General features: G+C 41.1%; 24 protein-coding genes. 8 read left to right on the plus strand and 16 right to left on the minus strand.

Annotated features, from left to right (window positions below):
- Positions 1–12: 12 nt before the first annotated feature.
- The gene (hldE, locus tag AN214_RS04705; protein ID WP_054978629.1) at positions 13–1,458 is read right to left on the minus strand and encodes a bifunctional D-glycero-beta-D-manno-heptose-7-phosphate kinase/D-glycero-beta-D-manno-heptose 1-phosphate adenylyltransferase HldE; all 1,446 of its coding nucleotides are present in this window, start codon (positions 1,456–1,458) and stop codon (positions 13–15) included.
- Between the two features lie 9 nt (positions 1,459–1,467).
- On the minus strand, positions 1,468–2,049 hold the full coding sequence (locus AN214_RS04710; RefSeq protein WP_054978630.1) for an SIS domain-containing protein: 582 nt from the start codon (positions 2,047–2,049) through the stop codon (positions 1,468–1,470).
- Positions 2,050–2,232: 183 nt separating this feature from the next.
- Between AN214_RS04710 and AN214_RS04715 the strand changes: the two genes are divergently transcribed.
- Positions 2,233–3,351, plus strand: a complete 1,119-nt coding sequence (locus tag AN214_RS04715; protein ID WP_054978631.1) for a glycosyltransferase family 9 protein — start codon at positions 2,233–2,235, stop codon at positions 3,349–3,351.
- A gap of 26 nt (positions 3,352–3,377) precedes the next feature.
- Here the strand turns inward: AN214_RS04715 and AN214_RS04720 are convergent, their stop codons facing one another.
- Positions 3,378–4,790, minus strand: coding sequence for a capsule assembly Wzi family protein (locus tag AN214_RS04720; protein ID WP_054978632.1), 1,413 nt, complete (start codon positions 4,788–4,790; stop codon positions 3,378–3,380).
- Positions 4,791–4,901: 111 nt separating this feature from the next.
- Here AN214_RS04720 and waaA point away from each other — a divergent pair, with 111 nt between their 5' ends.
- Positions 4,902–6,170 carry a lipid IV(A) 3-deoxy-D-manno-octulosonic acid transferase gene (gene waaA / locus AN214_RS04725; RefSeq protein ID WP_054978633.1) on the plus strand — a complete coding sequence of 423 codons (1,269 nt, stop codon included), beginning with the start codon at positions 4,902–4,904 and terminating at the stop codon, positions 6,168–6,170.
- Positions 6,151–6,696, plus strand: a complete 546-nt coding sequence (locus AN214_RS04730) for a DUF1415 domain-containing protein (protein WP_054978634.1) — start codon at positions 6,151–6,153, stop codon at positions 6,694–6,696. Before waaA ends, AN214_RS04730 begins: the two co-directional genes overlap by 20 nt.
- Here AN214_RS04730 and AN214_RS04735 read toward each other — a convergent pair.
- Complete coding sequence (locus AN214_RS04735) at positions 6,693–7,349, minus strand: TetR/AcrR family transcriptional regulator (RefSeq protein ID WP_054978635.1); 657 nt, start codon at positions 7,347–7,349, stop codon at positions 6,693–6,695. The two genes, AN214_RS04730 and AN214_RS04735, sit on opposite strands and share 4 nt — an antisense overlap.
- A gap of 145 nt (positions 7,350–7,494) precedes the next feature.
- On the opposite strand from AN214_RS04735, the gene coaD reads away from it, so the two are divergent.
- Positions 7,495–7,977, plus strand: a complete 483-nt coding sequence (gene coaD / locus AN214_RS04740) for a pantetheine-phosphate adenylyltransferase (protein ID WP_054978636.1) — start codon at positions 7,495–7,497, stop codon at positions 7,975–7,977.
- Positions 7,974–9,386: a capsule assembly Wzi family protein gene (locus AN214_RS04745; protein WP_054978637.1), complete on the plus strand. Its 1,413-nt coding sequence runs from the start codon at positions 7,974–7,976 to the stop codon at positions 9,384–9,386. The genes coaD and AN214_RS04745 overlap by 4 nt, the downstream gene beginning before the upstream one ends.
- Here the strand turns inward: AN214_RS04745 and AN214_RS04750 are convergent, their stop codons facing one another.
- The 7 genes from AN214_RS04750 to argC all read right to left on the minus strand — a co-directional run bounded on the left by AN214_RS04750 (position 9,387) and on the right by argC (position 16,650).
- Entirely contained in the window at positions 9,387–9,902 is a 516-nt protein-coding gene (locus AN214_RS04750; protein ID WP_054978638.1) for a hypothetical protein, read from the minus strand. It lies immediately after the preceding gene.
- A 67-nt stretch (positions 9,903–9,969) separates the two neighbouring features.
- Positions 9,970–10,494, minus strand: a complete 525-nt coding sequence (locus tag AN214_RS04755; RefSeq protein ID WP_054978639.1) for a hypothetical protein — start codon at positions 10,492–10,494, stop codon at positions 9,970–9,972.
- Positions 10,495–10,838: 344 nt separating this feature from the next.
- Entirely contained in the window at positions 10,839–12,704 is a 1,866-nt protein-coding gene (gene argH / locus AN214_RS04760; protein ID WP_054978640.1) for an argininosuccinate lyase, read from the minus strand.
- Positions 12,705–12,735: 31 nt separating this feature from the next.
- Positions 12,736–13,938 (minus strand): argininosuccinate synthase, encoded by a 1,203-nt coding sequence (locus tag AN214_RS04765; RefSeq protein ID WP_054978641.1) that lies wholly within the window; start codon positions 13,936–13,938, stop codon positions 12,736–12,738.
- 12 nt (positions 13,939–13,950) lie between these two features.
- Complete coding sequence (locus tag AN214_RS04770; RefSeq protein ID WP_054978642.1) at positions 13,951–14,871, minus strand: ornithine carbamoyltransferase; 921 nt, start codon at positions 14,869–14,871, stop codon at positions 13,951–13,953.
- 8 nt (positions 14,872–14,879) lie between these two features.
- Positions 14,880–15,641 (minus strand): acetylglutamate kinase, encoded by a 762-nt coding sequence (gene argB / locus AN214_RS04775; protein ID WP_054978643.1) that lies wholly within the window; start codon positions 15,639–15,641, stop codon positions 14,880–14,882.
- Positions 15,634–16,650 carry an N-acetyl-gamma-glutamyl-phosphate reductase gene (gene argC / locus AN214_RS04780; RefSeq protein ID WP_054978644.1) on the minus strand — a complete coding sequence of 339 codons (1,017 nt, stop codon included), beginning with the start codon at positions 16,648–16,650 and terminating at the stop codon, positions 15,634–15,636. The genes argB and argC overlap by 8 nt, the downstream gene beginning before the upstream one ends.
- A 195-nt stretch (positions 16,651–16,845) precedes the next feature.
- Between argC and argE the strand changes: the two genes are divergently transcribed.
- Complete coding sequence (gene argE / locus AN214_RS04785) at positions 16,846–18,003, plus strand: acetylornithine deacetylase (RefSeq protein ID WP_054978645.1); 1,158 nt, start codon at positions 16,846–16,848, stop codon at positions 18,001–18,003.
- Here the strand turns inward: argE and AN214_RS04790 are convergent.
- Complete coding sequence (locus AN214_RS04790) at positions 18,000–18,944, minus strand: GAF domain-containing protein (RefSeq protein ID WP_054978646.1); 945 nt, start codon at positions 18,942–18,944, stop codon at positions 18,000–18,002. The two genes, argE and AN214_RS04790, sit on opposite strands and share 4 nt — an antisense overlap.
- Positions 18,945–19,081: 137 nt before the next feature.
- Between AN214_RS04790 and AN214_RS04795 the strand changes: the two genes are divergently transcribed.
- The gene (locus AN214_RS04795; RefSeq protein ID WP_054978647.1) at positions 19,082–19,678 is read left to right on the plus strand and encodes a TetR/AcrR family transcriptional regulator; all 597 of its coding nucleotides are present in this window, start codon (positions 19,082–19,084) and stop codon (positions 19,676–19,678) included.
- The gene (locus tag AN214_RS04800; RefSeq protein WP_054978648.1) at positions 19,675–20,517 is read left to right on the plus strand and encodes an alpha/beta fold hydrolase; all 843 of its coding nucleotides are present in this window, start codon (positions 19,675–19,677) and stop codon (positions 20,515–20,517) included. The genes AN214_RS04795 and AN214_RS04800 overlap by 4 nt, the downstream gene beginning before the upstream one ends.
- On the opposite strand, the gene AN214_RS04805 is transcribed toward AN214_RS04800, so the two are convergent.
- The 4 genes from AN214_RS04805 to AN214_RS04820 form a co-directional block, all read right to left on the minus strand.
- Entirely contained in the window at positions 20,506–20,883 is a 378-nt protein-coding gene (locus tag AN214_RS04805) for a VOC family protein (protein WP_010560874.1), read from the minus strand. The genes AN214_RS04800 and AN214_RS04805 overlap by 12 nt on opposite strands.
- Before the next feature lie 127 nt (positions 20,884–21,010).
- Positions 21,011–22,489 carry a ribosome biogenesis GTPase Der gene (gene der / locus AN214_RS04810; protein ID WP_054978649.1) on the minus strand — a complete coding sequence of 493 codons (1,479 nt, stop codon included), beginning with the start codon at positions 22,487–22,489 and terminating at the stop codon, positions 21,011–21,013.
- 91 nt (positions 22,490–22,580) lie between these two features.
- Entirely contained in the window at positions 22,581–23,768 is a 1,188-nt protein-coding gene (gene bamB, locus AN214_RS04815; protein ID WP_054978650.1) for an outer membrane protein assembly factor BamB, read from the minus strand.
- A gap of 7 nt (positions 23,769–23,775) precedes the next feature.
- Positions 23,776–24,332, minus strand: a 557-nt coding sequence (locus AN214_RS04820) for a tetratricopeptide repeat protein (protein ID WP_054978651.1), incomplete at its 5' end; no start/stop codon positions are given.

The following is a 24,332-nucleotide window of genomic DNA, read 5'->3' on the forward strand; positions in this document are numbered from 1 at the left end:
AATAAGTGGTTACTAGCTATCGCTTTGAATTTTATGAATTACGTTCGATGTTGAGCAGCCATTTACAAATTCCAGCACCTCAACTTGACCACCGTTTGCAAGTACAAAATCAGCGCCTGCAATTTCAGACACTTTATAATCACCGCCTTTCACCAGAACATCTGGCTTTACAAGTTCAATCAGCTTAGCCGGGGTATCATTTTCAGCTTCAGAACCAAACGGGATCACCCAATCGACTGATGCTAACGCACTGATCACGGTGGCACGCTCATCAAGTGGATTAATAGGTCGCGCTGGCCCTTTTAAACGACTAATCGACTCGTCATTGTTTAAACCCACAACTAACTTATCACCACGCGCTTTAGCTTGCGCTAAGTAGCGCACATGCCCTGCATGTAAAATATCAAAACAGCCATTGGTAAAGACAATTTTTTCACCGCGCTGACGAGCAAGCTCAATATGATGCAGTACTTCTTGTGCTGGCGCTTGGTACTGCTCACCGGTGTCACGTAAATATTGCGTTAGTTTAGCACTTAGCTCTTCTGGTGATACTGTGGCAGCTCCTAGTTTTGCAACTACTAAGCCTGCTGCAATGTTTGCAATTTCAACGGCTTGCGCTGCTGGCATGCCTGTACTTAACATTACCGCCAATGTTGCGATTACCGTATCACCGGCACCCGTTACATCTGATACTTCTAATACTTGCGCGGCGAAATCGTGTTTTTCACTCGGCGTAATTAACGACATACCTTGCTCTGAACGCGTTAGCAGCATGCTACCTAAACCACACTCAGCAATAATATCGCGCGCACTTTGCGTGATGGTTGCTTCATCACCTACAACACCACTAGCCGCTTTAAACTCAGTAAGATTTGGCGTAATAAAATCAGCTCCGCGGTAATCCGCCAGCTGTTTTGACTTCGGGTCAACTAAAACCGTTTTGCCTGCGTCTTTTGCAACAGCAATCATATCCGCAATTAAATGCAGTGAGCCTTTGTTGTAGTCAGAAAATACCACCAGATCAAAATCGTTAATCAGGGTTTTAAGCTGCTCAAGCAAAAGCTGTGAATGGGTTTCGCTAAAACGCTCTTCAAGATCTAAGCGCACGACTTGTTGGTGACGACTAATCACACGCATTTTTGCGATTGTTGGCGCCTCTGACTGACGAATAAGCTGAGAATCAATATTCTCTGACTTTAGTAACGCCTCAAGACTTTGTCCGTTATCATCATCGCCGATAATGCCAAGCAAACTAACCTTGCCATCAAGGTGTGCGATATTTTTTGCAACGTTTGCCGCGCCACCGGCTTTATCTTCAAGACCACTGACTTTTACCACTGGCACCGGCGCTTCAGGTGAAATACGCCCAGTATCTCCATGCCAGTAACGGTCTAGCATAACGTCGCCAACAACTAAAATTTTGCTGTTTGATAAATGATTAAAATACGATAAATCCATAATCAACACTTAGCTCTTTTGGGCAACTAGCATATCAATTGCTTCACACAACCAATGGCCAATAAACATATGTGCTTCTTGAATACGTGCAGTTTCATCGTTCGCAATAATAATTGGTAAGCGTGCGATGTCTTTTACCTTACCGCCATCACGACCGGTTAATGCCACCGTGTAGGCACCAATTTTGTTTGCTGCTTCTAGTGCGAGATTAATATTGGCACTGGTGCCTGAAGTCGTTAAACCAATCACTAAGTCTTCTGGTTTGCAAAGTGCCTGAACTTGGCGTTCAAATACTGTATCAAAGTGATAGTCATTAGCATGCGCGGTTAAAATTGACGTATCCGTTGTAAGTGCAATGGATGCTAAAGGACCACGTTCATTCTTATAACGCACTACAAACTCAGCGGCTAAATGTTGCGAGTCAGCTGCACTGCCGCCATTACCAAACCAAATTACTTTGCCGCCTTTATCTAAGGTTTCTTGGCAAGCTTGTAACAGTAATAGTGATTGTTGTTGGTATTGCTCCATAATAGCAAACACTTTGCGGTGACGTTCTAAGCTTGCTAAGTATGAGTTTGTAATCGCTTCCATAGGTCTTTGTTTATTGCATCTATAAATAGTTAACTTCATTTTATAACGAATCGTCTTAAAATGGCGAGGCTTGTTAACCAATCTTAACAAATGGCTTTGTTAAACTTTTAAGAATCTTTAAATTTACTACCCTTGCAGCAGGGTTGTTTGTTACAATTCCGGTTCATGCGCAGGGAGATTTAAGTGCATCAAAGCAAGCATTCAACCACAACTCAAATACAAGTTCCTGAACTGACTCTCAAAAAAGGCAGTAAAGTACTGTACATGACTCACCTTGCACTAGGTGATTATGTCTATCAGGGCGCGTTTCTAAAAGCCTTATCAAAGCAGTACCCCGATGTGCAAATTGACGTGTGGATTGATGATTGTCGCAACAAGAAAAAATCTTGGCATTCAGGCAGAAATTCTACTTTGCAGCAGTGGCTAGCAAAAGAAAACCACCTAAATACCATATATCCCATTGCCAGTAGTAACGAGCACAGAGAGCAATTAATCGCTGATGCAAAAAATCAGCAGTATGATTTTATTGTATTTGTTGCCACTACACGCGCACCGGCCTATTTAAAAGTGGCACAGGCAATCAACGCAAACGCCACCATAGTTGGCACTGAGCCTAAAAACCTTTTGTCGCGTTTGTTTTATCGCAACCAGTACAAATCATTAAGTACTACGATTGCGCTGTCTGAATTAGCTACCAGCCAGCACATTAGTGATTTTTATAACCATATTTTTTCTCGCCTGTTTGCTGTGTCACTTGATGAACAACAGCGCTCTCGCGAAATATTGGTCACAAACTCTCTGGGTGAACAAGGCAAACAACAAATTAACGCATGGCGTAACGCTAAGAACTTAAGTAATGGGCCGACTATTTTCATTAATCATATTTCGACTAATGAAAAACGTGACTGGCAACTATCACAATTAACTGAATTAACAGCAAAACTAACTGAAAAGTCACCTAATACACTGTTTGTGTTAAACGCGCCGCCGCATAAATTTGATGAAGTTTCTAACTGGTGTGCACAGCAAACAAACATTGCTGTGGAAGCATTTTCAGCAACTAAGGATTTCTTTGAGCTACCGAGTGTTATGCAAGCCTGTGACTTAGTGATTTCTGTTGAAACTGCGATTATGCATATCGCAAGCAGCTTATCACTGCCACAAATCGCATTAATTAGAGAATCGGCATCAAGCTGGCGTCCACTTAAGGCTAATTCAGTGCTTGAAGGGAAAAAGCGAGTTGATAATATTGCAGCTTCGGAAGTCGTCGTTGCTGCTGAGAATATTCTGAAGTTGGCCTAGAGCAAACTCTAGGCCATAATCAATGGTTACCAAAACATGGTTACAGATAAATAACCATAACTTTCATCGTAAACGTTTTTTCCACCCATTAAACTAGTTTCAACACGGTATTCACCCACTTTACGACTGTTAAGCACAGATAACGAATAAGCGCGCTGATAATCGTCGCTGTCGTTATTTTGCGTGCTTAGCTTAAACTGCCAAGAGCTCAATACCGATTCAAAATAGTCATAATTAATGGTGTGTACATCAGCTGGTACACCATCGCCGAAATTACGATTATCAGCAGCAAAATGACCAAATGTGAAACCTTCATTAGTATTACCATTTTTATATAAGTGGTGAACGTACCAAAGTGTATTCCACTTGTTATATTCATATCTTAATGAAGAGTTGTTCGTTAATTTTGGTAAGTACGTACCAAATGAAATGGTTTGATTGCCAAATTTAAAATTGCTGCCATGCAAGGTATCTTCAGCACCATATTCTGCGTAAATTTCAATTGGTGTTACCCAATCAAAATAAACACTCGAGGTAAACGAGATCATTTGGTCACCAAATTCATCGTCTGTGCTCAAGTCATTATCAGCATTATCGTTACCTGATGGGTCAAAAAATGCTTTAAAGATATCACTGATATCCGTCTCACGCGGACCACCACCAAACTGCATCACACGGTTAAAGCCTATTTTCCAGCCATGTGTCGGTTCAATTGAACCGTGCATGCCAACTAATTTAGGGCTACCGTCGTGCCATTCACCTTGATACTGAATACCGCCTTTTACTTCATCGAGTTCGGTATAAAACAATTCAAAATCGAGGTTCCACCAATTATTAAGCGGCTCAACAGTGCCTAGTGAAATACTCATTGGCATCTGTGCGTTATTCGACATAATTTGCGCCGAATTTTTAAATGGTGAATACCAATGATCTCTGTAACCAATATCAAGTTGTAGGTTTGCAGCAGCCATGCTCAGTGTCGAATTATAAGCGACTAAGTCTTGCCCTTTAACGCGGTAATCTACGCCTATTTGTGCCAACATAAAGTCATTAGGGCGCCAAATACCTTCGAAAAAACCTTGCGCATATTCATCGGTTGTTAAACCGCGCTGGTTAGCAATCGGCATCGTATCACCGCTACTTGCTGTAGTTCGTAAACCATAACGGCTAATTTTGTCTTCACCACGATAACGTTTCAGCTCGCCCACTAAGTAACGATACAGCCTACTGTCTTTTTGCTTTAGTTTCCTAAGTGCAAGGTCGACTTCACTTAACGCATACGGCTTATGCATAGGCGTTCCACTGGTAAGTGCAAACATGCGATCAAGTTGGGTTTCTAAGTGGGCGTCTATGCCCAAAGGCAAATATACAGTAGGTTTTGCAGCACTTTCTGTTGCAACAAATGCCCCTGCAATAATAAGTAAATTACTGAGTTTCATAGGCGAAGTCGTTATAGAGTTATTCATTCATGATAACAAAACGCCATCACATAGCGCAGCAAAAATTGTATAAATATGTTATAACTCGCCGCTCTATCTCGTGAGGTCGATATGGCACGCATCATTTACAGTTTTGTTTTATATCTTTTATCACCGCTGGTGTTTTTGCTCTTATGGTTACGCGGAAAAAAAGCGCCTGAATATCGTAAACGTTGGGCCGAACGTCTTGGTTTTTATGATGATAATTTAAAACCAAACAGTCTAGTGATTCACTGCGCGTCTGTCGGTGAGTTAATGGCCGCAAGTAAATTAATTAACACATTAAAACAGACTCACCTTGTCACTATAACCTGCAATACACCTACGGGCTCAGCGGAAATAAAAAAGCAATTTAAAGACAGCGTGCAACATGTGTATTTGCCACTCGATTTTCCTGGCGCTGTTTCACGTTTTATAAAACAATTAAAACCAAAAGCCATTGTTATTTTAGAAACTGAGCTTTGGCCAAATTTGATTATTAAAGCAAGTAAACATGGCATACCTGTGTGTGTTATTAACGCGCGTTTATCGGAAAAATCGCAAAAAGGCTATCAGCGCATAAAGCCTTTAAGCAAACAAATCATGCATAACATAGGCTTGCTAGCAGCGCATAATAAAGACGATGCAGCACGTTTTTTAGCACTCGGTTTAAAACCCAAAAATGCGCATGTGACCGGCTCGATTAAGTTTGATATTACGCTAAATAATGAAATAACAAATAACGTAGCAAAGTTTCAATCTGAGCTTACAACACATGATTTTATTTGGGTTGCAGGTTCAACTCACCCTAACGAACATGAACAGGTTATTGCTGCACATTTATCACTGTTAGAGCAACAGCCAAACGCCCTACTGATTATCGCTCCGCGCCATCCTGAGCAATTTGCCAAAGTAGCAGCCTATTTAACACAACAAAATATTAGTTTTAGCCAACGCAGTAAAGCGCCACACAATGGGCAATCAGTACTACTCGCAGATACCATGGGTGAAATGCTTACACTGTTTGGGGCCGCAAACAGTTCTTTTATTGGCGGTAGTTTAATTGAGCGCGGCGGTCATAATCCGCTTGAGGCTGCGGCATTTGGTATTCCAATTATTACCGGACCAAGCTACACCAACTTTTTACACGTGTACCCGCAATTACTAAACAGTAATGCCTGCTTGTGTGTTGATAGTGCCGATGCGCTTTGTAAAAGCCTGCTTTCAATTGCAAACGACCCTAGCAAGCAAAAAGAACTAGGTGACAATGCGTTAGCTATATTGAATGCTAACAGTGGCGCGGTTAAACGCACAATAACGCTTATCGAAAACGAGATTTCTCATGACATTATCACCGATTGAACAAACTAAAAACTGGGTTAGCCGCGTTATTGTTGGGTATAACTTTTGCCCTTTTGCCAAAAAAGAAGTGGTAAACAATACAATTAACTATGTAGATAGCAAAACAAAGTCGCATGAAGATGCGGTAATTGAAATGCTCTCGTTAATCCAAGAAATGCGTGAAAACGACGATATTGAAACCTGTTTACATATTTTTAGCGAAGGCTTTCAAAATTTTGACGATTTTTTAGATTTGGTTGATTTAGCCAATGCGATGTTGGTATCAAGCGGTTATGAAGGCTTTATTCAAATCGCCAATTTCCACCCAGACTATGTATTTGCCGATAGTGATGAGCAAGATGCAGCTAACTACACCAACAGGGCGCCTTATCCAACATTGCATTTAATAAGAGAAGCTTCAATGGCAAGGGTACTTGATATTCATCCTGATCCGGAAGGTATTCCAGAGACAAACATTAATCTCGCGCGAGAAAAAGGTATCGCGTTTTGGCAGCAACTGTTAACGCACTGCCAAAAAGACCGTTAAGCAACCGCCTGCTCAACGTCAAGTTGCTTATTAATGTATTCTTGTTGTAATTCTTTTAGCTGTTCTAAGCCTGCGCCTTTGGCGTAAGGCTTAAACAGTAATATAACTTTAACAATACCACCAAAAATATCCTGTTTTGACAAGCGACCATCTTCGCTATGCGCTTTTACATAAGGTGTCCAAAAACTCACTGTTAGTTTCACCATATGTGCAAGTTCAACGATATCGCTGTCATCAATCTCAATAACTTCGGCGTATTTTAGCCCTGCAATAACCGCTGCTACTTGTTCTAACAGTTGTGCTTGCTGCTCTAAATATTGCGCTTTAAGCTCATTATCACGGCTTAAAATATCGGTTAAGTTGTTATAAAAGAAGTTAAAACGCCACATTAATTCAACCAGTGAATCAAGGTAGCCGGCGAGCTGCGCCATCACATCTTGGTTTTTATCCATTGGGATAAAATTATCTTTAAGGTGATTTTTATAAAGGCTAAAGATATTGCGTAAAATGTCTTCTTTATTTTTAAAGTGATAATACAAGTTACCTGGGCTAATGCCCATTTCTGATGCGATATGGTTGGTTGTTATCGCACGCTCTCCATGCTGGTTAAACAATGCAATGCTTGTTTGAATTATCTTATCCTTGGTACTCATAAATATCCTATTATGCCTAACGTTAATACCGCGCAGTATAAACAATCTAGTGTTGAATACCAATTGGCAAAATGTCTCGCTTGGCGATTGGTATTCCAATCAAAGCTTGATAAAATGCCAGCATCATCACTAAGTTACCAATACCATGAAAGTAAAAGCGATTTATCCTGGAACGTTTGATCCAATCACAAATGGCCACACAGATTTAGTAGCGCGTGCCGCTAAAATGTTCGACGAAGTAATTTTAGCCGTTGCACATAACCCAAATAAAAAGCCATTTTTTGAATTAGAACAACGTGTTGAAATCGCAAAATCTATTTTGTCACACCTTGATAACGTGACAGTTATTGGTTTTTCTGGCCTGCTTGCTGATTTAGCGAGAGAGCAAAATTCACACGTATTAGTACGTGGCTTACGTGCAGTATCGGATTTTGAATTTGAATTTCAATTAGCCAATATGAATCGCCGACTAAATAAAGAGCTTGAAACAGTGTTTTTAACACCGGCTGAGAAAAATTCATTTATTTCATCAAGCCTAGTAAAAGAAGTGGCAATTCATGGTGGTGATGTTCATGAATTTGTAGACCCAATTGTCGTAAACGCCCTTAAGGAAAAGTTGGCAAAATGAAGTTGAGCCATATTGCTGCATCATGTAGTTTAGTTTTTGCAGCAAACGTTTTTGCTGAGCCTTGGATTGGCACCGATGACCCGTTTTTACGCGCCGCGATTGAGCAATTAGTAAGTGAAGGCGCGATTAAACGCCCAGTTAATAGCTATCCGCTTATGTGGCAAGGTATTGCGCAAGATTTATCAATGATCAATCGCAATAAGCTATCTGATGATGGTATTTTCGCATTGCGTAAAGTACAACATGCACTTAAAGCTGCAAAATCAGGCTCTTATTCATCAGTTAAAGTAAGTGGTAACAGTGAGCCAAGCAACTTACAAAGTTTTGGCGAACGCAATAAGCATAAAGGCAACATTCAAGGCACCTCTGTACTAATGGGTGACAGAGTGACTGCAAAAGTATCTATTGGCTATAGCAAAGATGCCACCAGCCAAAAGGAACTCAACTATGACGGTTCTTATTTGGCGGTTTTATACGGCAATTGGAGCGTCAGTGTTGAGCAAATTAATAAATGGTTTGGACCAAGTAACGATAACGCGTTGTTACTCTCAAACAACGCCGACCCAATGCCGGGGCTGCGCCTTAGCCGTTTAAATACCGATTACTATGGACCGAGTTTTCTCTCATTTATTGGTCCGTGGAATTTTTCAGCCTTTGTTGGTCAAGATAAGTACCTCAAAAACGATGACAAAGACACCCTATTTTGGGCTATGCGCTTTTCATCAACCCCGATTACGGGTTTAGAGGTAGGCGTAAACCAAACTGCGCAATTTGATAGTCCAGATACAGATCATGGCTTTGGTGCGCTATCAGATGTCATACTGACAAAGAATAAGCTCGATAACAATGGGGTTAATGAATATAACCAATTAACCAGCATTGATATTAAATACAGTACACGACTGTTTAATCAGTCTATTGCACTTTATGGTGAATATGCTGGTACCAACGAGCTAAGCTTTTTACCTGAAGATACCATGTACACCTTAGGCGCCGAACACTTTTTTGGTGGTCAAGATTTCTTAGTTAAAAGCTATATTGAATACACAGATACGATTTCAAACTGTCGTTATATTGCGACCTTGAGCCATTGCCAATATCAGCACCCATATTATGAGCAAGGGTACGCGCATTTAGGTGAAAATATCGCGGCAAGTATCGGTCAGAATGTTAAAGGCTTGAGTTTATCAAGCAGCTACCAAACTACAAATGGCTATGCTGGATTTGTAAAACTACGTCATATGGATTTTGAAAAACTTGATACAAAGCGCTTGCAACTAGAGGTGGGTTTTCAGCAAGGGTTATTTGACGGTTTACTAAAGCTGAAAGCGGCAACTTGGCGCGATAAATTGGCTAATGATTCGGATACAGAATTCGCACTAAGTGGCAGTTGGGAATATCGTTTTTAATTAAGCGTGTAATACAATATGTGCGCACTGTTCAGTGCGAGCCTCATGTTTAGCTTCTGATTTAAGAGCTCTTGAGTACGCATAACGTGCCAATCTGATTAGGCCTAACCAATCACGACCAATAATTAATGTAATAATCATTGCATAATCAACCGCATTCACCGTAAAGCTATAAATAGACCACAACAACCATGGCTCTCTATTGCCCAGTAAGTTCATATCAATAAACATAGCTAAAAACAAAATTGCATTTACAATTAAACCAATAAAAATATAAATTGAAGCTGGTTTTAAAATGAGATTTAGACGACGTTTAAACAGAAGAGGAAAAAGAACAACAAGTAACGTGAGCAGATCATAAATAAACCACGTAAAGTAAATCTCAGTACCTGAGCTGAGATCGTGGAATAAGTCACTGAAATAATATGACGCAAACATAATGGCACTAACCCAGACTAAATAGTTATCTGTTTTAGCAGAAACAGTACGCATAAATATATTAAACAAAAATGCCATTAGGAACCCCCAAACAACAAGTGTTCCCATAGTTAGTGCCAGGTTAGTCGTCCAAATCATTTAATCTTTACGTTTTGATAATACCGCCACCGCGATTTAAGTTTGCGTGTGAATCAGTTTTAATAATACCACCACCACGATTTAAATCAGCGTACGAATCCGTCTTGATAATGCCGCCACCACGATTTAAATCTGTGTATGAGTCTGTTTTAATGATACCGCCGCCACGATTTAAATTTGCGTAAGAATCAGTTTTAATGATACCACCGCCACGATTTAAGTCTGCTTGTGAATCAGTTTTAATAATGCCACCACCGCGATTTAAATTTTCTTGTGGGTCAGTTTTAATAATACCGCCGCCACGATTCAAATCTGCTTGCGAGTCAGTTTTGATTATACCACCGCCACGCTTTAAATTTGCATAAGAGTCGGTTTTAATTATACCGCCACCGCGTTGCAAATCAGTAGATAAAGTCACCTTATCATTTTGTAGGGTGTTTTGTGAACCCTCTGATTTAACTGCAGTTGACTGACTGTTTTGCGTTTGAGCATATTGTGTAGCATTTAAGCTATTGGTACCGTTAATTTGCATTTTTCAATTCCTTATAAACTAATTTTTAAAGATACCCCTAAGCATTATTTTTTAATTATTTATACTGCTATATACCTAGGGCCTTTAATTGTCATTTTTCTGACAACTAAACATCAGGTGCACAAATTTAGCAATTAGCGATCCATAAATGCGAATTACTCGCAATATACGAATAAAGGGTTAAATTTAATTTACTGTTTTATATAACAATAAAATCAAATTGAATAACAACTGCAATTTAAATAGCACCATCTCTATTGAGTAAAGTACAAAAAGTGTTAAACGTAAAAAAGCACAACAGCATAGCTGTTGTGCTTTTAATGGCGATTAAATTTGAAATGGATTTAGGCTACATTGCGACAATCGATACGCAACGAATTTGGCCGTGCAATCAAATAGTCCATAGCAACCTCATCACAGTTATCTTTTCTGAGGCACAACTCACAATCTTTCATCACCTTTTCAGGTAATTGAGATTTATGGCTGTCAGCAAAACCTAACTTACTAAAAAAACCAGGCACACGAGTCAGCACAATAATGCGCCCTAGCGCCAACTTACCACCTTTTTCAATTAGGTGATTTACCAATGCTCGCCCCTGCCCTTTAACATTCGATTCAGGATTAACTCCTAACGAACGAATTTCAGCAAGGCCTGTATCGTAAATATATAGCGATGCACAACCTGTCACTTTGCCATTCACTTCTGTAACAGCAAATTCATTGATACTGTGGATCATATCGCTTTTTGCACGCGGTAAGTTTTCGCCTTCACGCGCCCAATATTGGATAAGTTCAGCAATTGCTTCCACATCGTTTAGCGTGGCATCTCTTACCGAAAATTCAGCGTTTTTTTTTGCGTTACTAATGGCAAATTGAACTTGCGTCGGCGATGTACCACCAAGTGCTAAACGCGCATCTAAACACGCTTGTAGTTCAAGCACTGGGTAAACATCATCGTTGATTACATCGCAAACGGCTTTAAACTGCGATAGTGATAAATCTTCAAGGTTTTTACCCTCTGAAATTGCCACTTGTACCAGTTCACCAACAATGTGATGACCTTCACGGAATGGAATACCTTTGGCAACTAAGTAATCTGCAAGTTCAGTAGCATTAGCATGACCGCCTTGTGCCGCGGCTTTGGTTTTATCCGCATTAACCTTAACACCTTTAATGCAAGCTTCAGCCATATGAATACAGGCAAGCCAAGTTGGCATTGCATCAAAAAGCCCTTCTTTGTCCTCTTGCATATCTTTATTATACGCAAGCGGCAGTGCTTTTAAGGTCATCATCATGGCACTAAAGGCACCAAATACTCGGCCAGTTTTACCACGAATAAGTTCTAGCGCATCTGGGTTTTTCTTTTGCGGCATCAGGCTTGAGCCAGACGTCACGCTATCTGCCAGTTCAATAAAGCCTGCTTCACCCGAATTGTAGAAAATCATATCTTCTGCAAGGCGTGATAAGTGCATCATTGAAATTGACGCACAGCTTAAAAGCTCTACCACAAAATCACGGTCCGACACGGCATCAAGGCTATTTCGGCTTGCTCTATCAAAACCTAAATTGGCAGCCAGTTGTTCACGGTCGATGGTATAGGCAGTGCCTGCCAGCGCACCGGAACCTAGCGGACATACATTAATGCGGCTAAGCGCACTTTCTAAACGCGCTTCATCACGTTCCAGCATTTCAAAATACGCCATACACCAATGACTAAACAACACAGGTTGCGCACGTTGTAGGTGAGTATATCCAGGTAGCACGGTACCAAACTCTTTTTCCGCAAGGGTGACTAAGGCATTTTTTAATGACGCTATGGCCGCAAGTAATTGCTTCGCAGTTTTTCGGCTCCACAAGCGAAAATCAGTAGCTACTTGGTCATTTCGGCTACGACCTGTATGTAACTTTTTACCAAGATCGCCCACTTTTTCAATTAGCTTTGCCTCTACATACGAGTGAATATCCTCATCCCCAGCCGTTGCAATTGCATTTGGGTTTTGCTGAACTTCATGTAAAAGTTCGTTTAAACCTGCTACTAATTTTTGATGTTCGTCCGCTGTTAACACATCAACTTGTTGTAACGCACCAGCCCAAGCCACAGAACCAATAATGTCTTCTTCTGCCATTTGATAATCAAATGGCAGTGAGTCATTAAATTGCTTAAATGCGTGATCTGGTCCCGAAGAAAAACGTCCGCCCCACAGTGCCATAACTCTATCCTCTCACTAATTCTCGGCAAGATTACTTGTTATTCATTGCAGAAATTCTACTGCTTAATGAAAATAGACGAATAAAGCCTTCTGCATGTGATTGGTCGTACACATCATCTTCACCAAACGTTGCAAAGTCTTCACTATATAATGAGTTTTCAGATTGCTTTTGAACCGCAGTAACTTGACCTTTATAAAGCTTTAATACCACTTCGCCAGTAGCGAGAGTCGAAAACACTTCTGCTGCAGCTAAAATTGAATCTTTTAGTGGCGTAAACCAACGACCGTCATAAACAAGGTGCGAGAACTCATTCGCTAAAGTGTCTTTCCATTTGCGGCTGGTTTTATCAAGCACTAACTCATCAATCGCTTGAAGTGCCGCCATAATTACAGTGCCACCAGGTGTTTCATAACAACCACGCGACTTCATACCTACCAAACGGTTTTCAACGATATCAACACGCCCAATACCATGAGGTGCTGCAACTTCGTTTAGCGTAGTGAGTACTTGAAACGGTGACATTTGCTCACCATTTACCGCAACTACTTCACCATTTTTAACACTAAGCTGAACAAATTGTGACTCATTTGGCGCTTGCTCTGGCGAATTTGTCCATGTCCATACTTGATCGCTCGGTTGGCACCACGGATCTTCAAGCTCACCACCTTCGTGTGAGATGTGCCACGCGTTTGCGTCACGACTATAAATTTTAGTCGCCGACGCCGAACATGGAATATTACGCTCAGCAAGATAATCAAGTAATGATTCACGACTTGATAAATCCCATTCACGCCAAGGCGCGATCACTTTTAAATCGGGTGCAAGGGCTGCAAAACAGCTTTCAAAACGAACTTGGTCATTACCTTTACCGGTACAGCCGTGAGAGAGTGCATCAGCACCTACTTTACGCGCAACTTCAACTTGTGCTTTAGCAATGATAGGACGCGCCATTGATGTACCTAGTAAGTAAGTACCTTCGTAAATTGCGCCGGTTTTAAGTGTTGGATAAATATAATCGGCAATTAACTCGTCTTTTAGATCAACGATGTGACACTCAGATGCGCCCGATGCAATTGCTTTTGCTTCTACGCCTTCTAACTCTTCAGCACCTTGACCTACATCCGCAACAAATGCCACCACTTCACAGTTATAGTTTTCTTTTAACCATGGCACGATAGCCGATGTATCAAGACCACCTGAGTATGCTAGTACAACTTTTTTAATAGAACTCATGTTACCGATTCCTTACACAAAATTTGGGTTTAATAAACTTACAAGCAGAGCATTTTGCGCATGCATACGATTTTCAGCTTGTTGTATTATGAATGATTTTTCACCGTCCATTACCTCTGAGGTAATCTCAAATTCACGGTGCGCTGGCTGACAATGAAGCACACTTGATGCGCCTGTCATATCAAGCAGTTTTTGATTAATTTGATACGGCATGTACTTTTCTTTTACTTGTACAAGTGGAGTGTTATCGCCCATTGATACCCAAGTATCGGCATAGAGTGCATTCGAACCAACTGCGGCTTCTACACGGTCACTTACCAAGACCGATGCGCCATTTTGTGCTGCTATCGCTTCAGCTTGTTTTACAATTTGTGCATCAGGTGATGCGCCTTTAGGGCATACTGCGACAAAGTCAGTACCTAAGGTTGCCGCTAATAGCATCAGTGAGTGCGTAACATTGTTACCTTCACCTAAATAAGCCAATTTTAGTTGGCTTACGTCGCCGTAAATTTCAGTCAATGTCAAAAAATCAGCGAGTGCTTGGCATGGGTGATATAAATCACACAAACTATTTACAACCGGTACAGACGAAAATTCACTAAGCGTAGTTAATGTACTATGCGCCATTACACGCGCTACGATGCCATCAGCCCACGTGGAAATATTTAGGGCAAAATCTTTTACTGATTCACGTTGCCCCATTGCACCGTTTTGCTGATCTAAATAAACTGCATGTCCGCCGAGTTTGTTAATGCCGATGTCAAACGACAGACGAGTACGTAAACTTGGTTTTTCAAATAACGTAACAACCGATTTTCCTTTCAGCGCATCGACAAAATCCATTGGGTTATTTTTAATTTGTAATGCTAAATTAAGTAATTTTAAGTTGGCTTCTTTGTTGAGTTCTAAGCCCGTAATAAATTGTTGAGTCATTGCTTTTCCTATGGCGTAATCTTGGTTCCCACATGCTCACCATTGAGCAATGCGATTAAGTTTTCTGGCTTTTGCCAGCTCGAGATATACACGCCACGTCGTAAATGTTGAGCAGCTTGCAAGCTGGTATTTACTTTTACCTGCATGCCGCCTTTAATGACTCCCTCTTCGATTAATGTGCTGATATCAGTACTTGATAACTGATGTAATGGGTTAAGCTTGTGATCTAATACTGCTTCTACATCTGTCATAAAAACAAGTTCCGCATCAAGCAATTGAGCGATACTGGCTGCTGCTTCGTCAGCGTTTACGTTGTACCAATTGCCTTCTAAGTCAAAACCAATTGAGCTCACAATCGGAAAACATCCCGCATTGAGCAGCGATTTAAGAATACTGGCATCGTTTTCAATGCAGGTACCGACTTGGCCAAGCGCTTTTAGCTTTTGCTCACTAACGAGCCCCGCTTCATAAAGACTTAAACCAACAGGCTTAAAACCATTACTAATTGCCGCGCCCATGAGTTGTTTATTTGCACAACCCGCAAGCGCACCAACAATGTAAGGCATTTGTTCACGCGGACTAATACGTAGACCAAGGTGCTTTGACGTAACAAAGCCCGCATCGCTTAACCAGCTATCAACAAGCGAGCCACCGCCGTGCACTAGAATAAATTTGTCTTCAGGCTTTTGATGTAACACATCAATTAACGCTTTTGCAGCGTCAATATTATTTAATACCGCGCCACCTAGCTTAATTACCCAATTAGCCATGATTCACTCCTTGAAAGTCCGTATGTGCCGGCAGTCCTAAAGTTAGGTTTATACATTGAAGTGCTTGGCCAGACGCGCCTTTAAGTAAATTATCAATCGCAGAAATAACAATGAGTTGGTCGCCCTGTAACTGCCAACCAATATCAACAAACGGTGTGTTCTCAACACCCTTAATTGATGGAATTGCATCGCCAAGTAAGCGAATTAAAGGCTCATCAGCAAGCACCTGATATGACTCTGCTATTTGCTTTGCAGTAGTGCCTTGCTTTACTTTGACATAGATGGTTTCAAGAATGCCACGCTTAAAATTGCCTAAATGCGGTGTAAACAACACCTTGTGGTCAAGGTATTTTTCAATTTCAGGGCCATGTCTATGATTAAATAAACCGTAAGGTTTTAGGCTCACTTCACAAAAATGCGTTGCCACAATGGCTTTACGCCCTGCACCTGTAACACCAGAAACTGCATTGATAATCACAGTATCATCAGTAAGTAAGCCAGCTTGTTTTAATGGTTTAAGCGCATTTAGCGCAGCGGTTGGGTAACAACCAGGTACTGCTACTAACTGTGCATTTTTGATTTGGTCTTTTTGCCATTCAACAAGACCATAAACAGCTTGTTCTAATAGCTCAGGGCTAGTGTGTTTAAAGCCATAATAGGTTTCATAGTCATCATTTGATGACAGACGAAAGCCTCCAGATAAATCAAATACTTTTTTGCCCATTGCTAAAAACTGAGGTGCAAGTTCGACACTGACTGAATGTTCAGTACACAGACAAACAGCATCAGCATGTTGATTAATAGAGTCAAACGCCTCTGGTGTAAGTGGTGAAAGCGCACCTTCAACTACACCATTTAACTCAGGATAGAGGCTTGCAAGCGTCTTGCCTTTATCAAGGCTATTTTCAGACACATACATACCCATTAAATTTAACGAATCATGCAGTGATATTAATTTGGCAAGTTCAGCACCTGAGTAACCGCTTGCACCAACGATAACGATATTCATATTTTTTCCAAAAAACTAAAAAAGGGTTATTAAGACAAGTTTTAATAAAGTGTTATCGTCGTAAAGTTGATTTATGCATGCTGTTAGTCTCGGTACTAATTATTTCAAAATAATGAATTGAAATGCAGAATAAACCAATGTAAATTTATATTCAACTTTTTTGCATAATTATTTATTGGATGTTTTGAGGGAATAATGTCGCAATTACACTTTCTTGATATGTATGGTGCACTTATTGCCGCACCGTCGATTAGCGCAACGGTGCCATCACTCGACATGAGTAACCGCGAAGTCATCAATTTATTGGCAAGTTGGTTTGAATCAATAGGCTTTGCAGTCGAAATTACGGAACTTGATAACAATCCGGGAAAATACAATTTAGCGGCAAAGCTAGGTACAGGTGACGGCGGTTTAATGCTGGCAGGACACACAGACACAGTGCCATTTGACGATAGTCGCTGGCAGTTCGACCCGTTCAAATTAAGCGAACAAGACAATAAGTTTTATGGCTTAGGCAGTATCGATATGAAGGGCTTTTTTGCTTTTGTTTTAAATGCATTACAAGAAATAGATAGCGATATTGGACTCGCTAACCTAAAACAGCCTATTACAATTTTAGCGACAGCAGATGAAGAAACCACAATGGCTGGCGCAATTGAAATCGCTAAACAGAATAAGCTAAAGCCAGCTCGTTGCATTATTGGTGAACCTACTAACATGGTGCCTGTATATACTCATAAAGGACATATGTCGACGGCAATTCGTGTAACAGGTAAAGCAGGTCATAGCTCTGATCCTGATGCGGGTTTAAACGCTATAGAAGTAATGCAGCTTGTGATTAGCCAGCTACTAAAACTAAAAGAAGAGATAAAGAATAAATATTCATTATCAGATTTTAAAATACCCTACCCAACTTTAAACCTTGGACACATTCATGGTGGTGACAATGCCAATCGCATTTGTGGTTGTTGTGAGCTACATATTGATATGCGCCCAATTCCCGGCATTAGTATTCCAGAACTTCAAGCTATGTTATTGCAGGCGGTAGCACCGATAAATGACCAATATCCAAATGCGGTGGCGGTACATGATTTGCACGAACCTATTCCTGCGTTTTCAGGCAGCACCGATAGCAGTTTAGTAAAGCTTGCTGAAAAACTGTCTGGCGAAAAAGCACAAGCGGTAAACTATTGCACTGAAGCGCCTTTTTTACAGCAACTCGGTTGTGAAACAATCGTAATGGGCCCAGGCTCAATACAACAAGCCCATCAACCCGATGAATTTTTAGCGATGGAAAAAATAAAACCAAGTCAAGAGATGATTAAGCAGCTTATTGTCGCATCCTGCTTCTAAAACCCCTCACCTTGCTCATGTAGCTTAATAAAGGCGTTAAAGATCAGCTCATCAATATCACAAAATGGTGAGCTGTCGATGACACCCGTTATCAACTCTATAGGACTATCATGCTGCACATCAAAATCAACGTCATTCATTTGCGTAATCAAACAATCAAGTAGCTCTTGCGTATTATGTTTGTCCGCATTGCTTACTAGCGCAACAAACCCATTTTCATCGTAATGCGCGATTAAATCAGTTGCTCTAAATGTGGTTTTATAAAGTTCAGCAGTTGTATTTAAAATAGTTGTATACTTCTGGTGATCATGTCGATAACTAAGCAGTCCCTTCATAAACAAATACACTACCGAGACTTTAAGATTTAACTTTTGACACACCTTTAAACTAATCGGCGCTAATAACTTAAAGCCGGCTTTGTTTGATAACCCTGTGACAGGGTCTGTGGTATTTGGTAATTTATTTACTAACTCAAGTTCCACAAGCACCGCAAGCTCTTTCAATAGGGTAATATCGTCGCTATTAAAATTACGAGGTTTGCTATCAATAATGCACAAGGTACCCAAACGGCATCCATTTTCATGTTCAAGAGGGATCCCCGCATAAAAGCGAATATTTGGCTCGCCCTGTACCAACGGGTTATCTGCAAAACGTTCATCCGCTAAAGTATCTGTTACAACCAATGCTTGCTCACTCAAAATTGCATGGCCGCAAAAGGAAATATCTCGCGGTGTTTCACTTGCCGTTAAACCGACACAAGACTTAAACCACTGCCGCTCTTTATCAACTAACGATACTAATGCGATAGGTACGTTAAACATTTTTGCGGCAATTTGCGTGACTCTATCGAGCCTTTGCTCAGACGGTGTGTCGAGCACATTTAAGCTTTGTAAGGTTTTAATTCTTGTATTTTCATTGGCTGGTAAATCGGGGGTTAGCATAGTGAACTCTCATATTACATTACACACAGTATAGGCAACATTGAATTAAATGCGGTGTTCGCGAACAGCTAATTGAAACATTTACTTTTAGTACGCTCGTGCTATTATCACACAAATAATAGCACGAGCGTACTTTTATGAGTAAAGGTCAAGAAACAAAACAGCAGATCCTCGCAACGGCGTTAAAAATTGCTACACAGTCAAGCTTAGACAATCTCACTATTGGCGGCCTTGCAGTTGCCACAGGCATGTCAAAATCGGGCTTGTTTTCGCATTTCAAATCAAAAGAAACGCTGCAATTAAATGTACTAACATTCGCCAATGAACTTTTTCAAAGCACGGTTATACAGCCAATCAACCGCGAGCTTGATCCTCTTGCTCAATTACTTAGCTTATGTGAGAACTGGCTAGATTGGTATGAAAACCAAGCAAAGACCTGCATTTTTATCTCCGCGGCAGTGGAGTTTGATGACCAACCAGGCGCTATACACGACCAAGTTAAGCAAGATCTAGCAAATTGGCTTGGCTATTTAACTCACAAAGTTAAGCAAGTGATAAGTGCGGGGCAATTCAAACAAGATGTAAGCGCAGAACAATTTGTGTTTGAACTCTACGCACTTTATTTGGGCAGCCAAAGCATGTCGTGGCTAGGTGTTGAAGACGCTGAGCATAGCCGTTTTAAAACAGCCCTAAACCAATTAATTGAGCGCCACCGCGCAGAGGAATCTGTATGAGCAGTAAAATCTATTTTTCATCATCGGCAAAAAGAAAGCCGCTTGCCTACTATCTGATTAAAGCGGCATCGACTACCGCGCTTAAAATTGCTCCAAAGTTTGCCTTTAATCAAACGAGAAAATTACTGTTAACACCGGTAAAAAACCGCAAAAGAACAACATTGTCAGCCCAGTTTACGCAACAAAAACTAGCAACCGAGCACGGTGACTTACACCTTACCTCAATTGGTGAAGGTCCTGCTGTGGTTTTTACCCATGGCTGGTCTGGTAGTAGCCGCCAATTTTTACCACTTATGGAGAAAGTAGCAGCAAGTGGATTTAAAGCGATGGCATTTGATCATTACGGTCATGGTGAAAGCGATGGTAAGTTTGCCAATTTACCGCTTTTTATCAAAGGGCTAAAATCGATAATGGCAAGCATTGAGCAGCCCAAAGCAATTGTCAGTCATTCTATGGGAACAATTGCAGCGCTTAATGTGAGTAAAGATGTACCCCATTTTTTAATCGCGCCTACCTTTGGCTTTTACGATTCTTTTGAACAACGTATTTTGAATACGGGCATTCATCAACACTTATTTAGTGGCGTGCTAAAAAGTGTTGAAGATGAACACGGTATGCGTTTTGGTGAGATTTTGCCTGAATTACACGTTGCAGGTCACGCCCATCCTATTCATATTATTCACGATCAAAAAGACCGATTTGCTAAGTTTGAATTAACCAATCAACAAGCAAGTCAGCACAGCCATATCAATTTAAAAGCTGTTAATAAACTTGGTCACGGTCGCATTATAAACTCAAATGAAACGTGGCAGTTTATGAAGCAAAGTTTATTCGCTTAGCGCAATGAGCGTACCTTCAATAGAACGTACATACGCCAAGTTTTTACCTTCCATTTCATGCGGTGCAGAAAGTGGTTCTGCGCCTGCATCTACCGCTTTTGCAAATGCTAAATTAATGTCATCAACCTTTAAGACTAATTCAAAACCAAGTGCCGGTTGTTTTGGCTGCGCGCGAATATAACTCTGCTTAAAGTGAGATTGCGCTAAGGGATGCGCCGCGAAGGCAATACACGCACCTTGGAAGTCCAGCTCGCCATATTGCCCGTCTTCATCGAGCTGAGCCGTGCTGACGGCAAATGCTTGGAAGTAGAAATCTAACGTTTCTTCAACATTATCAACGTAGATAACCGTTTTTAAGTAATCCATTTATGACATGATGGTTAATTATTCTTATTGTCTAATTATTAGCACATAACTGCTGGTAATTGCAGCTATTTCCATCATCACATACGAAAAAAGCACCTATTCGGTGCTTTTTTCAACAAATCTAAAATTAAGGCTTTTTGCTATACATTTTAGAAATACGTTTGCGCTGTCGCTGCTGCGACAAGGTCATCTTATTAGTGCGACCTGCATACGGGTTATCACCTTCTCTAAATTCAATCTTGATTGGCGTACCCATAACCTTAAGCGCTTTGCGATAATAGTTCATCATATAACGCTTGTACGAATCAGGTAAGTCTTTAACTTGGTTACCGTGAATAACGATAATTGGCGGGTTGTATCCCCCTGCGTGCGCGTATTTTAACTTAACACGACGACCACGTACTAACGGCGGCTGGTGATCAGCTTGTGCCATGTCCATAATACGGCGTAACATTGCAGTGCTGATACGTTTTGTTGCCGATTCATAGGCTTCATCTACTGATTCAAATAAATGACCAACACCAGTACCGTGCAGCGCCGAGATAAAGTGAATACGCGCAAAATCAATAAAACCTAAACGACGATCAAGCTCTGATTTAATGCGATCTTTTACATCCGTATCCAAGCCATCCCACTTATTTACCGCAATCACTAATGAACGACCCGCATTAAGCGTATAGCCTAATAAGCTTAAGTCTTGATCACTAATACCTTCACGTGCATCAATTACCAGTAACACAACGTTTGCATCTTCAATCGCTTTCAGTGTTTTAATTACTGAGAACTTTTCAACAACGTCAGATACTTTTTTACGTTTACGCACACCAGCTGTGTCAATCAGTACGTACTCTTTCTCATTGCGTGTCATTGGAATATACACAGAGTCACGAGTGGTCCCTGGCATATCGTAAACAATAACGCGCTCTTCACCTAAAATACGGTTTGTAAGAGTCGATTTACCCACATTAGGACGACCAATGATCGCAAGTTTAACCGGTTTGTCTGGGCGCTCACCGTCAACGTCTTCACCTTCGTTTTCATCATCGTAAAGTGAATCAACTAAGTCATCTTCAAACTCTTCCGGATTTGCTTCACGATACGCTTCAGCATATTCAGCAATGACTGGCTGTAGTGCCGTATCAAGTAACGATGTAATACCACGACCATGAGCTGCAGCGATTTGATATACTTCGCCAAGTGCGAGTTGGTAAAACTCAGCACAGTTTGAATCCGCATCAATACCATCAATCTTGTTGGCAACAACAAATACTTTCTTTTGCTGTTTACGTAAGTGATCTGCAATGCCAATATCAGATGCGGTTAAGCCCGCTCTAGCATCAACTAAAAACATTACAATATCAGCCTCTTCAATCGCTAACAGCGATTGCTCAGCCATTTCAGATTCAATGCCCTGCTCAGACCCGTCGATACCGCCAGTATCCACTAAAATGAACTCGTAATCTTCATAACTCGCCTGACCATATTTACGATCGCGTGTCAGACCTGGAAAGTCTGCCACAAGTGCATCACGCGTTCGCGTCAAGCGATTAAACAATGTTGATTTCCCAACATTAGGACGGCCCACAAGGGCAATCACAGGAAGCATATTCAACCTCTTAAATAAACAACAAAAGGCTTCGTCCAGAGCAAGCCGTAACGAAGCCTTTAATTTACCAAGTCACACTTGGCAATAAATATTAATTCGCTAGTGGTAAGTTTACTAAACTCACTTCACCATCACGCGTGATAACAATTAGTTTATCACCCGCTGTAATTGGCTCGACGTAGAAACCTGAACTATCGAATTCACTGCGCGATACAAGATCGCCGGTTTCTTTATCTAACCAGTGTAGGTTACCTTCTTGGTCACCTGTTACTAGATAGTTGCCAAATACTGTTGGACCCGTCAAAAACCAACCATTTAAAGCTGGTTGACTCCAACGTTCAATACCTGAGCTTGCATCTAAAGCATAGATAGAACCTTGGCTATCTACCAAATAGATATTGCGACCATCAACGGTAAAATCGCGATAGCCACTGTATTCACGCTTCCAAAGCACATTACCTGAACGAATATCAACAGCCACTAAGTTGCCGTTATACGCCAGTGAATAAACAGTTGAGCCCTGTACAACTGGCTGCGTATCTACATCCGCTAAACGTTCAAACTCTGATGCACCTTGTGGAATTGCAACGTCAGCTTGCCACGCTAAAAAGCCATTTTCTGCGATAACTACTGACAGCTTACCGTTCTCTTCACCAAAGATAACACCGCCGTTTGCTGATTGCGGAGAGCTAATACCACGTAATGTAAGTGCTGGCACTTCATGCTCATACACCCAACGCTGTTCACCTTCATCTGGATGTAGTGCAACTAACTTACCTGAACCTAAATTCACATAAATTAAACCATCGCCTGCAGCAGGTGCTGAAAGTGCTTCGCCTGGTACTTGTTTGCGCCAAGAAAGTTCACCTGTTTCACGATCAAGTGCAATCACTTCACCGCGTTCTGTACCAACAAAAATTTTGCCGTACGCTTCGCTTAAGCCACCCGATAGCTTAGCGCTATCGTCATCTTCCCATGGCCAAAACGCTGGGTTTTTACGTACATCGCTGCGCCAAAGTTCTTTGCCGCTGTTAATATCAATTGCTTTGATTTCACCACGACGTGACGCTACAAATACTGTGTCTTTGTAAACCACCGGCGAAAGACGCGAAAAATAATGTTCAACACCAGAACCGACACTAGTTTGCCATACGCTATCAGCTTCAAACTGATTAACGATTTCAGGCAGTGTTAACTCGTCTTCTTCATCATCACTTGATGAACAGCCCGTTAAACCAAGTGTTAGCAGCAACAAGGTTGCTAAGGTAATTTTTTTCATAAATCACCTACAGCGTCTGAGCAACAGCTAGATTATCCAATTTAACTTGAAGAAGCTGATTTTGCGTTTCACCTGCTGCATCAAGTGCTGCTTGGTATGCTAAACGTGCATTGTCTTTATCGTCTTTAGCAAGATAGATGTCACCTTTAAGCTCTTCTACTTGTGCTTTGAACGCTTCTGGCAACGTTGCGTTTAGTTTTGCAAGTGCTGCATCAAAGTTTCCTTCTGCAAGTTCAATACGTGCAATACGCGTTGTAGCAATGGCTTTCAATTCAGCTTTTGGTGCATTGGTTACAATCCACTCTAGCTTTTCTTTTGCTGCACTGTAGTCTTTTGTATCAACTGCTTCACGCGCGCTTACAAACGCAGCTAATACAGAATAGCTAGAATCTTTATACTCAGATAAAAATGCATCTGACTTTGCAAGTACGTCAGAGTTCTCTTGGCCTGCCGTTGAGATTAACTGCGTGTAGGCATCCGACGCTGCTTCAGCGCTATCAATTTGCGATTGGTTATATGCTTTCCAGCCATATAAACCACCTAAACCTAGCACTACACCGGCAA

The organism is Pseudoalteromonas sp. P1-9, from assembly GCF_001399975.1.
Taxonomy (GTDB): Bacteria; Pseudomonadota; Gammaproteobacteria; order Enterobacterales; family Alteromonadaceae; genus Pseudoalteromonas.